12 protein-coding genes are annotated in these 16255 nt (G+C 27.3%); 1 reads left to right on the top strand and 11 read right to left on the bottom strand.

Features of this window, described 5'->3' with window-relative positions:
- Positions 1 to 613 precede the first annotated feature (613 nt).
- Genes KI686_RS02915 through rnpA form a run of 11 tightly spaced genes read right to left on the bottom strand, consistent with a single transcriptional unit; the run spans position 614 to position 12343 of the window.
- Complete coding sequence (locus KI686_RS02915; RefSeq protein WP_237587758.1) at positions 614 to 1831, bottom strand: hypothetical protein; 1218 nt, start codon at positions 1829 to 1831, stop codon at positions 614 to 616.
- A gap of 1 nt (position 1832) precedes the next feature.
- Complete coding sequence (locus KI686_RS02910) at positions 1833 to 3050, bottom strand: CDP-glycerol glycerophosphotransferase family protein (RefSeq protein ID WP_237587757.1); 1218 nt, start codon at positions 3048 to 3050, stop codon at positions 1833 to 1835.
- A 12-nt stretch (positions 3051 to 3062) separates the two neighbouring features.
- Positions 3063 to 4223 carry an acylneuraminate cytidylyltransferase gene (locus tag KI686_RS02905; protein ID WP_237587756.1) on the bottom strand — a complete coding sequence of 387 codons (1161 nt, stop codon included), beginning with the start codon at positions 4221 to 4223 and terminating at the stop codon, positions 3063 to 3065.
- A complete protein-coding gene (locus KI686_RS02900; RefSeq protein ID WP_237587755.1) occupies positions 4220 to 5092 on the bottom strand; it encodes an N-acetylneuraminate synthase family protein in 873 nt (290 codons plus the stop codon). Before KI686_RS02900 ends, KI686_RS02905 begins: the two co-directional genes overlap by 4 nt.
- 50 nt (positions 5093 to 5142) lie before the next feature.
- Positions 5143 to 5694 (bottom strand): dTDP-4-dehydrorhamnose 3,5-epimerase, encoded by a 552-nt coding sequence (gene rfbC / locus KI686_RS02895; protein ID WP_237587754.1) that lies wholly within the window; start codon positions 5692 to 5694, stop codon positions 5143 to 5145.
- Entirely contained in the window at positions 5694 to 6548 is an 855-nt protein-coding gene (gene rfbA / locus KI686_RS02890) for a glucose-1-phosphate thymidylyltransferase RfbA (protein WP_237587753.1), read from the bottom strand. Before rfbA ends, rfbC begins: the two co-directional genes overlap by 1 nt.
- Before the next feature lies 1 nt (position 6549).
- Entirely contained in the window at positions 6550 to 7557 is a 1008-nt protein-coding gene (rfbB, locus tag KI686_RS02885; RefSeq protein WP_237587752.1) for a dTDP-glucose 4,6-dehydratase, read from the bottom strand.
- Between the two features lies 1 nt (position 7558).
- The gene (locus tag KI686_RS02880; RefSeq protein WP_237587751.1) at positions 7559 to 8596 is read right to left on the bottom strand and encodes a hypothetical protein; all 1038 of its coding nucleotides are present in this window, start codon (positions 8594 to 8596) and stop codon (positions 7559 to 7561) included.
- A gap of 29 nt (positions 8597 to 8625) precedes the next feature.
- Positions 8626 to 10305 (bottom strand): DUF6909 family protein, encoded by a 1680-nt coding sequence (locus KI686_RS02875; protein WP_237587750.1) that lies wholly within the window; start codon positions 10303 to 10305, stop codon positions 8626 to 8628.
- Between the two features lie 27 nt (positions 10306 to 10332).
- Positions 10333 to 11964: a S41 family peptidase gene (locus KI686_RS02870; protein WP_237587749.1), complete on the bottom strand. Its 1632-nt coding sequence runs from the start codon at positions 11962 to 11964 to the stop codon at positions 10333 to 10335.
- On the bottom strand, positions 11951 to 12343 hold the full coding sequence (gene rnpA, locus KI686_RS02865) for a ribonuclease P protein component (protein WP_237587748.1): 393 nt from the start codon (positions 12341 to 12343) through the stop codon (positions 11951 to 11953). Before rnpA ends, KI686_RS02870 begins: the two co-directional genes overlap by 14 nt.
- 281 nt (positions 12344 to 12624) lie before the next feature.
- Between rnpA and KI686_RS02860 the strand changes: the two genes are divergently transcribed.
- Positions 12625 to 16074: a PPi-type phosphoenolpyruvate carboxykinase family protein gene (locus KI686_RS02860; RefSeq protein ID WP_237587747.1), complete on the top strand. Its 3450-nt coding sequence runs from the start codon at positions 12625 to 12627 to the stop codon at positions 16072 to 16074.
- Positions 16075 to 16255 lie beyond the last annotated feature (181 nt).

Genomic DNA, 16255 nt, shown 5'->3' with positions numbered 1-16255 from the left:
TATTTTTTTGAAATATTTAAAACATAAAATAATTCCTGAGAATGGAATCATAAATAAAAATTTCTTCCAAATTAGTACAGAAGATTTAGAAGTGCTATCTGATTTTAACCAATTAGGATTAAAAAACTCTTCTTTAATAAAAGAATAACTACCCATAAAAACAAACATACTAATTACAAGTAAAATTAAAATAACTAAAGGTAAATATTTCTGGTCACTATTATCCTTTGTCAAATTAACCAATGGATTAATTCTTTTTTTTATCTGAATATATGAACAAATAAATATAATATTAAATAATATTATTAGTATATTAACATATAGTATTAAATTTTCTTTATATGGAAAAAAATTAACAAACTTAGCGTTAGTAACATCCTCTAAAGAATTAATTTGAGTTATTGGCGCTGCTAAGAAAAATAAAAATGTAAAGACTATGTAAGAAGATAAAAAAGGAGAAAATTTCTTTTCGTAAAACAAATGATAAATAGTAATCGAAAATAAAACTATAGCATTAAAAAAAAAAGATATCCAAACCTTTATAGAAGCATTAAATGTAACAAACATTAATGCTGTTAATGCTATATAGACCATCATAAAAAAGCTTCTATAACTAATCATTTTTTATTATTTTTTTTTCTGCATAAACATATAAAAACATACATTTTAAGAAGTATAACATTACAAGTAACCAAATTAAATTTTTAATATTAAAATAAACACTTATTATCATTAAAATTAACCAAAATGAATGTGAAATTATATTAATTAAATTAAGTGTACCAAACTTATCATGTGCAAGGTAAAATGGATGTACAACATAATAAAAAGAACTAAAAACAAACAATAATAGTGTATAAGGAATTACAGAAAAAACAGCATCCACCTTATTATAATCATTTAAAATTTCTAAATTATCTATAGCAAGATATAGTAAAAAACAAATAACAGCTATAAGCAAATAAATAAACAAAGTTGTACTCTTTGCTTTTTGAGCTTTTAGCATATCATTTTTTAAAACATATTTTTTTATTAATGGATGATAAACAGCATTAATACCTGTACTAATTAACAAAAAAATATTCCATAGATTTAGAGTATAACCAATATTTATAAGGTTTTCTGGGGATGCATATATTTTTGCTAAATTCATAAAACCCAAACCAGATAACCACCCCAAGACTCCAACCGAAAAAAGATTACCAATTTTTTTGATTTCATTTAAAGTTAAAATCTTAAATTTAAATTTAGTAAGATTAAAGTTTAAAAATTTAATAATAATAAACCCTAAAAACAAACCAATAGCTTTGCCTAAAAAAAAAGCCAAAACTTTATTTTTTATAAAAAAAATACAAATTGCGATTGATATAAAAGAAATAAAAAATAAAAACTGAACTTTTAGAGCTCTATTGTGTTTTTCTATAAGTTTATAATAATTAGTTAAATGTACCAAATAAGCATTTATAATAACGCTAATAGCAATACTTAAAAAAATAAAAATATTACTAACACCAAAATATTTATAAATACTATTATAAAATACAAAAAAAACAAATATATAAAACAGCATTAATAATAATGATGACGTTATTAACTTGTTTGTTATTAACCCATAATCTAGTATTTTTTTAGAATATATTATACTAGAATTATTTAAGGGTAACGATAAACTTAATATTTGCTCTAAAGAAAGTAATAAAAGAATTGTAACATATTGTTCTGAATAAATACCTATTGCAAAATAAAGTAAGATTAAATAATTAAACCCTTTAGAAGCTCCAGAAACGACAATATACTTTAAAGAGTTTAAAAAAAGACCTTTTTTTATCATTCTAGATATATTTTAAAACATTATCAACTATCCTTTTTGTAGATTTACCATCTACTCTACCTATAGATTTTAAAAGATATTTTTCTGTTGCTTCAATATCTGTAACAGTATTAAAAAAAGTTTTTTCAAAATCTTTTTTAGAATAATAATAATGTACTATTTCAGATGGATATTTCTCTTCTAATCCTTTAGATATAGACCATCTTGGAGATTTCACTTTTTTATTTAACAATAAAGCATAAACAATTACAGATGAAAAATGACTTACAACAAATTTAGAGTGTTTAATAAAGTTTTTAAAATCTACATCTAAAACATATTTAATATTATGTTGATTAAAAAAAGAAATACAATCAGTTATATCTCTTCTTGGATGCAATTTTACTATGAGCTGACACTCTTTCTCTACAACAATACCATTTAAGTCTTCTAAAAACTCCATCCATTTGTTAGAATCCCAACCATGCACTATACTTAGACCATCATCAAAATAGGCAACATAATCTATTTTTTTAACACCTAAATCATTTAAAAAAGTTGTTTTTTCTTTAATCTTAGAATTGAAAAACATGTCTAGCTCTGGGTTACCAACAACTACAACTTTATCTTTAGGAAAACCAAATTCCTCTACCATTACTTTATAATCTGAAGGATAAAAAACAAATGATTTTTCAACTTCTAATTCTGATGTATATTTTGGAAAAAGAGTATATTCTGTATGATTTTTTATTGCTTTTAAAAAGAAATTAAAAACTTTAGACAAACTATTTATTTCTATTAAATAGTTATACAGTGCGTATCTATTTTTTTTGTTAATTTTTTTTACAATATTCTTCTTGCTAGTTTCTTTTATAGTTTCTTTTACATCAACTATACTTTCTACCGGAATTAACATACCGTGAGATAAATGAAATAACTTAATTTTTAATTCTTTACAAATTTTCACAATTGCTCTATCTATCATAAAAGATAAATTGAGCATTATAATTGCTGAAGGTTTTTCTTTTTTTATAATTTTTTTAAGACGTATTGTTTTATAATAAGAAAAATCTCTAAACTTTAAACCATCAATTTCTTTTTCAACTGTTACATTTTCTTCTACTAATGAAGAAGTGTGAAGTAAGAATGTTTCATAGCCTTTTTCTTTAAATAATAAATCTATCCTTAAAAAATTACGATATCCTTTATCCCAATTATCGTAATAGATAATTTTTTTCATACAATAAGATGATTATTTGTCGTTTAAAATTACCTCTACAAAATCTCTAAAAACACCTTCACCTCCTTTTTTTTCCAAACAAATTATATCAGGTATGTTTTTAATCTTTGTTAAAGCATTTTTGGGACAAGCAGCTATTCCTACAGCACTTAAAAGTTCATAACAATTAATATCATCTCCAACATAAGCCACCTCTTCTAATTTTATCTTTTCTTTTTTACAAATATCTAACACAGCCTCTAACTTACCTCCGTGAATTTTGCCTTGATAAAGGTAATCTGCTTTTAATTTTTTTGCCCTATTTGATACAATATTTGTATTTTCTGAAGTTACAATTCCTGTTTTTATACCTTTTTCTCTTAGAAGTTTAAAAGCCATCCCGTCATGAGTATTAAACTTTTTCAATTCATCTCCATTTTCAGAATAATACATTCCCGCATCTGTTAACACTCCATCTACATCTGTAACCACTAACTTTATTGGTTTCTTTACTTTATTAGAAGATTTATTTAAAATAAATCTCTTCATAAGAGATTCTGCTACTATCCAATCTTCTTCTTCATCTATTTCAACAGCAGTATATTCTGCCATTTTTGATATAGCAATTTTACCAGAAATTCTATTCTTACTTTTTAATATTGATTCTACAGAGCTTATATAAAAAGCACCATTCTCAATTAAAAACCCATTAAAATCTTGTCTTCTTGGCCTATTCTTATAATCGTAATTTAAAGATTCGCCTTCTTTAGACCATATAAATCTTTTACGTTCTACACAAGATAAAACAGAATCATTCTTTGTAAATAATTGCAAACCTTTATCTAAATCTGTACTTATTAATAGAGGAGAAGTTGCTTGTATTAATATAAAAGTATCAGAGATGATAGGCTTTGCTTTTTTAATATACTCTAAGATTACACTCTCTGTCGAGGAAGTATCTTCTGCATTTTCTTTATTTCTTCTATAGACACTAACTTTATCAAAAGAAAAAGAGTTTACAATATTTTCAATTTCAAAACTATCAGTCGCAACAACTACATCAGTTATTTTATTTGTTTCTACAGCTGCTTTTATAGTCCAATACACCAAGGGTTTACCACAAAATTGTTTAATATTTTTATAAGGAATCGACTTACTCCCTCCACGAACTGGTATAAATGCTATTGTTTTCATATTTTTCTATACTTGAGTTTATCTCTTTGAACTTGCTCAATTTCTAAAATTTCAGAATCTTTATAACTTAAAGATTCATACGTAGCTTTTAAATCTCTACATAACTTTTTTAACCCAGTAGGTTCTAAAGATGCTGCATGGTCTGTTCCTTTCCAAGTTCTATCTTTAGTAAAGTGTCTTTCTACCCAAGTAGCTCCTAATGCAAAAGCTGCATTATCTATGGCTATTCCTAAATGATGACCAGAAAAACCAATATCTTTAACTCTTTCTTTGTATTCAATTTTTAATCTTTCAATTTCTAGTAAGCAAACATTATTAAATGGTACTGGATAACCAGAAGTACAAGAATAGATAACCAATCTATCTTTTGCTTGATTTGTTTCTTCAAAAAAAGTTATAATTTTTTTTTCCTCTTCTTTAGTTGTCATTCCAAAAGATAAATGAACCTCTCCTTCAAATTCGTCTCTTAAAACTTTTAACATTTCAAAATGATTATTACATGCTGAAGGCACTTTTAATAAAGAAGGTTTAAAAGTTATCATTTCTTTTGCTGATGTAACATCCCATACTGAAGTAGAATACTCTAAACCAATAGAATCACAATATTCTCTTAACTCCTTATGTTGTTCTACAGAAAATTCTAAAAATTCTCTATGAGCCCCATAAGTATCTCCATAAGAATTAGCCTGATTAGGGTGAGGAGCATTATATTGTTCTTCTGTTAATAATTCTTTATTATTTCTTTTTTGAAACTTAGCAACATCTGCACCGCATTCTTTAGCTAACTTTAATAATTCTAATGCAATATTGAAATCACCTTTGTGATTACAACCTATTTCTGCTATTACTCGAGGCTTTTTGTAATTCATTTTTTATATTTATAATCAAAAATTAACGAAATTTAATTCTACAAAACTTATTATATAACTTGTAAAAATTCCGTAAAAGTGTTTAATTTTTTATCCTTTTCTGAAAGTGTTACTTTATCTAAATCAATTTTCCAATCTACATCTAATTCTTTATCATTATAAATAACTCCTGCTTCAGCATTTGGATTGTAATAATTATCGCATTTATAAGAAAATATAGTATTGTCTTCTAAAGTAGCAAAACCATGTAAAAAACCTCTCGGCACAAAAAGTTGCTTATTATTTTCGCCTGTCAGTTCTATTGAAAAATGTTTGCCAAATGTTGGTGAACCTTTTCTAACATCTACAGCTACATCTAATACTTTTCCTTTAATTACACGCACTAACTTTGCTTGTGCAAATTCTCCTGTTTGCAAATGTAATCCTCTTAGCACTCCTCTTTGTGAAATAGATTGATTATCTTGGACAAAATCTACCTTTAAACCTGTTTTTTCTGTAAATATTTTTTGATTAAAAACTTCAAAAAAACTACCTCTACTATCTCCAAAAACTTTAGGTTCTATTACAAAGCAACCTTTTAATCCTGTTTCTTTTACTAACATTATATCTTTAATAAATTGCTTCCATAACCACTTTTTAATAGTGGTTTTACTAACTCTAACATTTCTTCTTTAGAAATAAATCCGGCTCTAAAGGCAGCCTCTTCTATAGAACCAATTTTTAAGCCTTGTCTTTCTTCTATTACTTGTACAAACTGACCTGCTTGCATTAAAGAATCAAACGCACCAGTATCTAACCATGCTGTGCCTCTGTCTAAAATTTCTATAGAAAGTTTACCTTGTTTTAAATACGCATTATTAACCTCTGTTATTTCTAACTCACCTCTTTTACTTGGTTTTATATTTTTAGCAATTTCAACAACATTATTATCATAAAAATAAATACCAGGAACTGCGTAATTAGACTTTGGCTCTAATGGTTTTTCTTCTATAGATATTGCTTTTAAATTATCATCAAACTCTACCACTCCGTAACGTTCTGGATCATTAACATGATATGCATATACAATACCTCCGTTTGGATCATTATTTGCTTTTAATAAAGTTGATAATCCTGTCCCGTAAAAAATATTATCACCTAAAATTAAAGCAACTTTGTCTTTACCTATAAAATTTTCTCCAATAATAAAAGCCTCTGCTAAACCGTTAGGATTTTCCTGAACTTCATATTCAAAATTACACCCTATTTTACTACCATCTCCTAAAAGTTTTTTAAATAATGGTAAATCTTGTGGTGTAGAAATGATTAATATTTCTCTAATTCCTGCAGAAATTAATGTAGAAATTGGGTAATATATCATCGGTTTATCATACACTGGCATTAGTTGCTTACTAACTGCCAGCGTTAATGGGTGTAGTCTTGTACCAGAGCCTCCCGCTAAAACAATTCCTTTCATATTATTGATACTTTTTTAAATACCACTGTATGGTTTTTTGTATTCCGGATTCAAAATTTTCTTGCGCATTCCAACCTAGTTCTTTTTCAAGTTTACTTGCATCAATAGCATATCTAAAATCATGACCAGGTCTATCTGTTACAAACTTAATTTGTGCTTTGTAAGATTTACTTTTAGGTTTTTCTTTATCTAATATTTTGCAAATTGTATTTGCTATATATAAATTATCTCTTTCGTTTTTACCGCCAATATTATAAGTATCACCAATAACTCCTTCTTTAAAAACAATGTCAATTCCGTTACAATGATCTAATACAAATAACCAATCTCTAATATTTTTTCCATCACCATAAATAGGAATATTTTCTCCAGATATTGCTTTTCTAATAATTGTTGGTATTAACTTTTCATTATGTTGTTTTGGTCCATAATTATTAGAACAATTTGTAGTAACTACATTCATTCCGTAGGTATGAAAATAACTTCTTACCATAAAATCTGATGATGCTTTTGACGCACTATAAGGGCTATTAGGTGCGTAAGGTGTTGTTTCTTTAAACAAACCTGTTTCGCCTAAAGTTCCATAAACCTCATCTGTAGAAATGTGCAAAAACCTTGCTTGCTCATAACCTTGTTTAAATACATTTGGCTTTTCCATCCAATACTCTTTTGCTACATCTAATAAATTAAAAGTTCCAAAAACATTTGTTCTAACAAAAGCATCTGGGTTTTTTATAGAATTATCTACATGAGATTCTGCTGCAAAATGAATAACGCCTGTAAAATTGTGTTCTTTAAAAAGGTGTTCTACTAAATTTCTATCACAAATATCTCCTTTAACAAATGTATATCTATCGTTATTTTCTACTTCAGACAGGTTAGAAATATTGCCTGCATAAGTTAGTAAATCTAAATTTACAACTTTATAATTTTTGTTTTTTTCTAAGAAAAAAGGAATAAAATTAGACCCAATAAAACCTGCACCTCCTGTTATTAAAATAGTTCTCATTTTATTTTTTATAGTTATCTAAATATTTATTCATCTGTAATAACAAAAGAACTAAAATCATTAAAATAGCTCCAGCAACGGCTAGTAAAAAGCCTAAATTCTTAGTAACACCTTTAATTTTGTATCCTGTTGATTGAAAATTAGAGATCACATTAATTATTTCGTATTTCTCTGATTTTTGATTGGCGATGTATCTTAAATCTGAATTTATTTTTCTATTAGTTTCAAAAAGTTCTAATTCTTTGGTAGTTCTTTTTTCGCCTCCTAAATCTATACTTGTACCAGTAGTTTGCTTTTTTGCTTCTTCTACCATAACTTGCATATAAACTTTTCTTAAAGAATCTATTTGAGCTAAATTTTCTCTGTAAATAGAATCTGTTCTATTTAAATCTTCATTTGTTAATTCTTTTAACCTATTAAAGTATTTATTTTTAGAAATAGAAGAAATAATTACATCATTTAAATTATCAAAAACATTATTCTTTTCAGCTATTACGGTAATTTTATGAATATCGTAATCGTAATCTGTAAAAGACTTTTTAAACTCTTCAAACGTGTAACTTTTTATAGTTGTGGTATCAACCTGTAAAACAAAATTGTTATAAGAGTTTATAATATCATTATCTTTTTTTATGGGTTCAATACTAAATTCCTTAAGGGATGCAGCCGTTTTTTTATCTAGTTTAAATATTTCTGCTAAACCTAAAGTATCTTTTTGCTTCACTAAATCATTATAATAATTAACATTATTATACAATTGTCTAGTACTATTAAAATTTGGTTTTACTAATAAATCAGAACCATATAAATCGTGCTTTTTAACTTCTAAAAAAGTACCAACAACACCACCAATTATAGCTGCAATAATTATTTTAAGAACATTCTTTTTAAAGAAAATAAGAATTGTAATTATTAAATGAAAAATACTTTTAAAAAAACTACCTATAAAACTAAATAAATTAGAAAAACCCTTACCGATAATTACAAATAAGGATCCTAAATCTACCTCTTCTTCACTATTTTTTTTGTTTGTTGACATTTTTTTGCTTGGTTAAAATAAGTCTTTAATTAAAAAATTTGTTCTAATATTTTTTGAGTAATTGCGTATGTTGGTGTAACTCCTGTCATACCTAAACCTCCTGATGCTAATGTAGCTCCGGTTTCTAACGGATTATCAGAGGCATAATATGCATATCTTACTTTAACATTCTTAGAAATATTACCTCTGATTTTAGACGCAGATTGTATTGCTTTTTGGTAATGTGCTCCTTCCATTTCTAATCCTATAACGTTCCAAGTAGAATCATGAAAAAACTTTAAAAGGTCTTTATTTTGTAAAGAAGTTCCTAAAACAGAAATCATAGAACCATCAAATACCTTTACACCAAAACCTTCTAAATCTTCTTTTGTTAATTGATTTTTAAATGGATAATTATCTGCAGTTCCTTCAAAAATATGTGCAGAAGGAATCATTATATCTCCTTTTCCCCCTTCTAAAATACCTGCTTTACCCATTATAGATATAGATTTTACATCTAAATGATTTTTTTTCTTGCTATTTTTATAAGGCTTTAAAAGTTCATCCATTGTCTCATAAGCCTGTTCTCCAAAAGCATAATCCATTACAATAATAACTGGCCTTTTGTTAACAGAATTTACTTTTTTAAAGGGAGAGTTATCGTAATCAATCTTATCAGTATCTATTACTTGTACATTAATATTTGTGCCCGATGTGTCTTTAATATAAATTAAACCATTTTCTGAAGCATATTGTTTAACGGCTGTTTGCAATGGTTTACTATTAGCATTACTTAGTAATTGGTATAACTCGAATCCTTTATACTCTTCTGCTTCTTTTGGCAAGGCTCCTTTTGCATAAATAGAATTTAATACACTATGCATATTTGCACTAATAATGTGTATTGGTCTTTTTAAAAGTTTATTTTCTTTTAATATTTTTTTGATATTATTTGCCCAAACATCACCATAAATATGGTGCCCTATTTCTTCTATTAAAACAGAACTAAAAGTTACTTTTCTTTTCTTATTATCTAAAACTTCGTTGATAGCTAACTTTCCTAACCAATAAATTAAATGAAAAAATCTATCTTCATTTCTTTCAGTTTTAAAAGTTTTATGAATCCCTTGTACCTCATCAAAAGTTCTTCCTAAAATATTGCTTAAATGCGCTAACGCAACCTCTCTTTCTTGAGCTGTAATTTGCTTATTATAAATAACAATATCTTCTAAATACTTCCATTCTCTTATAAAATCGGCACCTTCATTAATTGTAACTCTTTTTTGAATCTTATGAGATTCTATAAATAAGAAAGTTAAATGTGTAAGAATATCATAAATTTCAGACCTCCCTCTAGTAATCTCAATATTCATTTGATCTCTATCAATTCTGTAACAATTTCTTCTCCTTTTTGGTGGTATTATTGTTTTAAAATGAGAATCTCTATAACCCTCATCTGCAGTTAAATTGATAAACTGGCATTCTTCTATACCTTCTGGTAATCTTTCTATTACGTAGGTTAATCCATTTAACTCTATTCTTTCTTCTGCTATAGAACCATAAATTTCTGGTCTTAAGGAAAGTAAAGATTTTCTTAATGCTTCACCAGAAATACCCATTGGTTTGTAAAAACCTCTGGTAAATAAATGGCGCATAGATATATATAATTTTTCTATTGCATTTGTAGATTCTTGTGCTCTTGTTCTATTTATTTTAATTGCTTTTGTCATTATTAATTGTAAAATTCAAAGATAAAATTATTTAGCCGATAATATTTGACTATAATCATCTTGGTTATTTAGTAAACTAACAGCTTCTTTTATTACTAGGTCATTTTTTAAATTATGTTTAAAAACTCCTTCTTTGTAATAATATCTATTTAATATTTCTTCTGTAAGAATTACTTTTAAAATGTCTTTATTTTTTGTTATTTCTTCAACTTTATTTTTGAATATTTCTTCTTGAATTTTATTATACTCATTAGAAATATTTTTTAATGTTGATGCTTTATATGCTTCTTTAAACAATTGTTCTTGTTTGGTAACAAATGTTGTGTCTGATTTTAAGTAATTTTTAAAATTCTCAAAATCTTGTTCTTTAAGTTTAAAATCAATCTCTTTTTCTATTTCTGAATTCTCATAAAAATAATTTACAGAATAATTAAAAATAGCTCTAGAGCTTAAAAGTTTTTCTGTTGTTTCTGTTTTTTCTGATGTATTAATTAAAACATCTGGTAAAATTCCTCCTCCATCATAAACCGTTCTTCCATTAGCTGTTTTAAATTCATTTATTCCTTTATCAGAAAATTTAGGAACATTACCATTTTTATCTCTATTTGTATAATCTAACTCTTGTATACATCTACCGCTTGGTGTATAATATTTAGAAATGGTTAATTTTAACTGTGTACCATAAGTTAACTCTCTGTAACGTTGCACCAATCCTTTACCAAAAGAGCGCTGCCCCATAATTACTGCTCTGTCATAATCTTGTAAAGAACCACTTACAATTTCTGATGCAGAAGCAGATCGTTCATTTATTAAAACCACAACAGGTATTTCTAAATCTAATGGTTCTTTTGTGGTCTTATAAGTGTTGCTCCATTTTTTAATTTTTGCTTTGGTAGCAACAATTGTTTTTCCTTTAGGTAAAAAGAAATTAGAAATATTGATAGATTCTAACAAAGATCCGCCTGGGTTTCCTCTTAAATCGAAAACCAATTTTTTCATTCCAGCTTTCTTTAACTTGGTAAAGGCTTTTTTAACTTCGTAAGAAGCCTTGTCATTAAAACGGGTTAATACAATATAACCTGTTTCTTCATTTATCATTTCTGCAAAAGGCACAGGATTTATAATTACTTTATCTCTAATTATTTCTTTTTTAATTATTTTTCCTTGTCTTTCTATTTCTGCAACAAAACTACTATTGGGTGTTCCTTTTAAAAACATAGAAAGCTGCTCTCCTTCCATTTTTTTAAGTGATTGTCCATCAACAGAAATAATAATATCACCAGAATTTAAACCAGCTTTATCTGCAGAATATCCCTTAAAAATTTCGTTAACTTGAATTCCTTTTTCTGTATAAAATACAGAAACACCAATTCCGCCATATTCTCCTTCTCTACTAATTCTTGCATCTTCTACTTCTTGCTCGTTATAAAAATTAGTATATGGGTCTAAATCTTTTAACGTATTTTTAATTGCTTTATTTGTTAATTCGGCAGGATTAATTTCATCTACATAATACATATTTAATTCTTTAAACAAAGTATTGTAGATTTCTATTTGTTTTGCTACTTCAAAAAACTTTGACTTAAACGAAAAAGATAAAAAAATTGTAACAGTAATTAGAATTACAATTGCGTAAGATTTTCTTTTAAAATTCTTCATTAGATTTTTTTTTAACGTCTTCTATAAATAAATTTAATAATTTATTCATTTTAGAAAAAAGTTCTTCGTAGGGTTTTGCTTCTCTGCCAATATACGAAATCATAAAAACATGAGGCTTTTCTAAATTATCGTACACAATTTCTTTTTGCAAACGATACGTTTCTCTCATTAATCTTTTTAATCTATTTCTATCTGGCGCTCTTTTAAAGTTTCTTTTAGAAACAGAAACACCAACCTGTGCAGGAAAATCTGATGTATGTTCTGTTTGCAAATATACCATTCTAAACGGAAAAGCTTTTACCGAATTTCCTTCTGTATAAAGCCTGCTAATTAACTTTCTGCTCTTTAAACGCTCTTGTTTTCCTAAAGTATACTTCATCACTACAAAGCTAATAGAAAACAACTAATTTTTTACCTTTTAGCATCATCATCTTTATATTTTTTTTACCAAAAATTACAGTTTAGTTAATAACAGAAATATTAATTTTAAAAGAAAAAAAACAACACTTATTTTAAATGATATCTAATCTGTTTTTTATGCAATTGCTAAATCGTATTCGTAAATATTTAATCAGAACATGATATTTGACAGTTTTTTTTTTTGACTCGTTATCTAAATTTGTTTCATAAAATAAGTCTAATTAAATCAAGATAAACACCATGCAAGAAACTAGAAAGGATATTGTTCAATTTATTAATTTACAATTAGCTACCATTGGGCAACCTATATATAAAGATGATGAAGGTAGTAAAGAACAATTATGTGATCCTGATTTTGAAAAAACAACAAGACCTTTAATAATGAGTCTTAGAGAAAAATCTAGACTTTTATCGCATCATCTTTCTCCTGCAGACTCAAGAATTCAAGAATTTTTAGATGACTATTTAAAAGATGTTAGCATAGATAAATTAGTTAAATTACCAAATAACACTTTAATTTTATCTAAAAAAGGACAAGCTAGAGAAGCTAGTTTGCCACCTAACGGAAACTCTTTTGTTAGTGATTTAGTAACATCTAAAAGACTTAAACAAGGAATTTTAAATAATCCTTTACATGATAAAAGAACAACCAAAGGTACTTTTCATATTGTAGAAGGTAACTTACCAGTACCTTTAGATAAATTTGAAGTGCCAAAAATTGTTTTTGCTCACTTTTTAAATGCTGCTTTTAAACCAAGTGATGATTTAAATGTTTTACCTTTTACATCTACACAAAAAGAAAAAGCGAAAACAATGGTTTCTATGCTACTAAGACCAGTTGTTTGCCCAGAAGTAAAAGGTGTTATTTCAGAAAAATCTTTAGAAGTTCGTTTTTATGCTCCGGGTAGTTTAGTAAGTAATTTAGATTTTGTAGAATCTATTTTTGGAAACGCCGGAGACCCTAGCTTAGCTCATAATGATGCTGCTCTTGATCCTGAACATTGGACAGGTCACACAGGTTGTATTGTATTGGCTCCTCAATTATTAAAACTTAAAAAGAAAGAAGTTGGTTTACCTCATTTTGATGACGCTACAGATCGTCAAAAAAGAGATGGAATGTGCTGGAAAGACGAAAATGAACTTTATAATAATGGTGGTGCATTTAAAATTACTTGTAGAGATGATAGAGGTGTTGTAGTAACACTTATAGCAGACAATTACTACGGTTATTCTAAAAAAGAAATTAAAACACAAATTAGTTACTCTGCCAACCTTTTTGGTTTAGCAGAAGAAGAACATGCAGGTGGTGCTATTGCTTATGCTAGACGTGTAATGGGAGACACTGTAAACTGTTCTGATTATCAAAAATATTATGGTTTAGATCAAACTTTCGAAGATGTAAAAACACTTCTTGCCGATAGAATTGAGGTAAAACCAGAAAATTATGCAGTAGATAAAAATTACCCAAATATTATTTACATACCAGAAGCTTCTTATTTTGATACTAATAAAAACTGTATAAGTTGGACATATAAAGGCAAGGAACAAAAATTAACATTGTCTCCTTTTAAAACATACATACATCCATCAGGAAATAAACTTCGTTTAGAAAAACATAAGTCTATTAATTTATGGCGAATGGTAGAAACCTACCCAGAAGGTGTATTTTGCCATAAACCATGTACAGTTTCTGGTGGTGGAAAATCAGAAATATCTAAATCTATGCAAAATGCCATTACTTATGGTAGTTTTAATATACACAATATAGAAGAAGATTTTAAAAAAGCAGATGAAATTATAGAGTTTGATTACTCTACTAGATGGAAAGTTAAAGACCCAAACAGACCAAAATCTAGATCTTTATTAAGTGAAAAAAGAACTTTAGGTTCTGTTGTAAAACTACTTACACCTAATGAAGAAAACTCAGACGAATTCAACGAGTTTTTAACCAATATTCCTGTACACGTTCGTACTTTAGTATTGTTTGTAAAACGTTTATTTAGACAAGCACATGGTGCTAAACTAAATTGGAAAGACATGATGTCTGTAGAGATTATTAATGGTGTTAAAGGAACCTCTTTAATTTACAATAACACACCTGTTGTTGGTAGCTATGTGCGTATTGGTTTTAACCAAGAAGGCAATTGGATGCTTAACAAACTACGTTCAGATTTTGCTGCTTGCGAAAAAATTCAAACAGAAGATGATATTACAGCATCTATTACATTACCAAAAAATCAGTTTAAAAATCTAAACCAAGAGTACACAAATAAAAGTGTTAAAGTAATTGCAAACTGCGAAGCTCATTTGTTTCAAAGACCAGATGAAGCTATTGTAAGAGGTTATGATAAATTAGCAGAATTTGATATTATTTCTGATGGTAGATTTTTAACCAATTATGAAATGTTAACAAAAGAAGATGCTATTGCAATTTATGAAGACACTTTAAATTACGATAAATATACAGAACCTGTTAAAAATTTTATTAAAGAAATTATTGATAGCAAAGAAGACAATGTACAATTTGTTTTACCTTCTCATCCAAGAATTGTAGATAGAGAACCAACTAAAAACCCACGTTATTTAGAGCCTAACAAGTTTTATAATGAAACTGAAGCTTCTTACATTTCTGATGTTGGTGTACGTTTAAAAAGAAAAATTAAACAACAAGACCCAGTAATACATGTTGTAAATGCAGTTTTACCTGGTAGAAGAAATAATCCTGCAGATAGAGAAGCTGGTATTAGACCTTTAGCGGTTTACAACCCAATTCATTACCAAGAAACTCCAGAATTATTTATGGACTTTATTTGTAGTTTAACAGGTAAATCTCCATCAACTACTGGTGCTGGTTCAGAAGGTGCATTAACAAAAGCTCCGTTTAATATGTTAACACCAACAACAGATTTAAACAATGCTTTATTATCACATATTTTAACAGAATCTAACGGTTTTAGTACTGCGGCTGGTTATGTTGGTGCAGAAAATAAAATTGACCATGATGTTAGTTTATTGATTCCAGAAATTTGGGCAAGAATGGCGCCACAAGACAGAGATCCTAATTACTTAATTAAAAATGGTGCTTTAGAAAAATTAGAAGATTTTGAACACAATGGCGAAACAATTTTAGCCAGTAGATTAGGTTACAGAATTACTAAAAAATTCGCTTTACTTTGCTTAAATAGATTATTTGATGAGCCTACGGCTGTATTTAACAAGCAAATGCTTAAACCAGAATTACAAAATTTAGAAGATTTTGTAGACGGAATTAAAAACATATGCGAAGCTCAACAAAAAGTTGCCTTAAACTATTTTGAAGATGGTAGTATAGAAGCTGCAATACCGCCATTAAAAATTCTTTTAAATATTATGGCTTACGGACATTATGATGGCAAAGATATTAGTGATGTTGAATTAAGAAAATATTTTAATAGAGACTACGTAGTAAATAGCGATTGGTACAAAGAAAGATTAGTATTAAAACAACAAAGTGAAATTAAGTATTTAACAAATGAAATTAAATATTTACAAGATTTTATTAGTGATGATAGAAATGATAAACTTGTAGAAGAAATGGATATTATGGCTCGTTTAGAAAAAACTGAACAGCAATTAAATAAAGTAAAATCTGATGATTATTTAATACAATTAAATGGAACTATTGGTTTAGATCCGTTATGTAGAAAATAGTTTTAAGAAGCTTTTAGCAAAATATTAGGGCATCGCTTACAGTTGATGCCCTTTTTTTTGTATTTGTTACAGCATCTACTTTTTGGTTTTATACAATTTGTAGAACATACACTATTACATGCAAGAGATTCTACAACCGATCTAAAAGGTTTATTTTCAGTATAAAAAACAATCATTTTTC

This window comes from Polaribacter sargassicola (genome assembly GCF_021991835.1).
GTDB classification, from domain to species: Bacteria; Bacteroidota; Bacteroidia; order Flavobacteriales; family Flavobacteriaceae; genus Polaribacter; species Polaribacter sargassicola.
Note: the sequence above shows the minus strand (reverse complement) of the source record. Positions and strands in the feature narration are given on the sequence as shown.

Excerpts from the sequence above, each read along its gene's own strand:
- KI686_RS02915 (WP_237587758.1), bottom strand. The coding sequence starts at position 1,831 with ATGATAAAAAAAGGTCTTTTTTTAAACTCTTTAAAGTATATTGTCGTT.
- KI686_RS02910 (WP_237587757.1), bottom strand. The coding sequence starts at position 3,050 with ATGAAAAAAATTATCTATTACGATAATTGGGATAAAGGATATCGTAAT.
- KI686_RS02905 (WP_237587756.1), bottom strand. The coding sequence starts at position 4,223 with ATGAAAACAATAGCATTTATACCAGTTCGTGGAGGGAGTAAGTCGATT.
- KI686_RS02900 (WP_237587755.1), bottom strand. The coding sequence starts at position 5,092 with ATGAATTACAAAAAGCCTCGAGTAATAGCAGAAATAGGTTGTAATCAC.
- rfbC (WP_237587754.1), bottom strand. The coding sequence starts at position 5,694 with ATGTTAGTAAAAGAAACAGGATTAAAAGGTTGCTTTGTAATAGAACCT.
- rfbA (WP_237587753.1), bottom strand. The coding sequence starts at position 6,548 with ATGAAAGGAATTGTTTTAGCGGGAGGCTCTGGTACAAGACTACACCCA.
- rfbB (WP_237587752.1), bottom strand. The coding sequence starts at position 7,557 with ATGAGAACTATTTTAATAACAGGAGGTGCAGGTTTTATTGGGTCTAAT.
- KI686_RS02880 (WP_237587751.1), bottom strand. The coding sequence starts at position 8,596 with ATGTCAACAAACAAAAAAAATAGTGAAGAAGAGGTAGATTTAGGATCC.
- KI686_RS02875 (WP_237587750.1), bottom strand. The coding sequence starts at position 10,305 with ATGACAAAAGCAATTAAAATAAATAGAACAAGAGCACAAGAATCTACA.
- KI686_RS02870 (WP_237587749.1), bottom strand. The coding sequence starts at position 11,964 with ATGAAGAATTTTAAAAGAAAATCTTACGCAATTGTAATTCTAATTACT.
- rnpA (WP_237587748.1), bottom strand. The coding sequence starts at position 12,343 with ATGAAGTATACTTTAGGAAAACAAGAGCGTTTAAAGAGCAGAAAGTTA.
- KI686_RS02860 (WP_237587747.1), top strand. The coding sequence starts at position 12,625 with ATGCAAGAAACTAGAAAGGATATTGTTCAATTTATTAATTTACAATTA.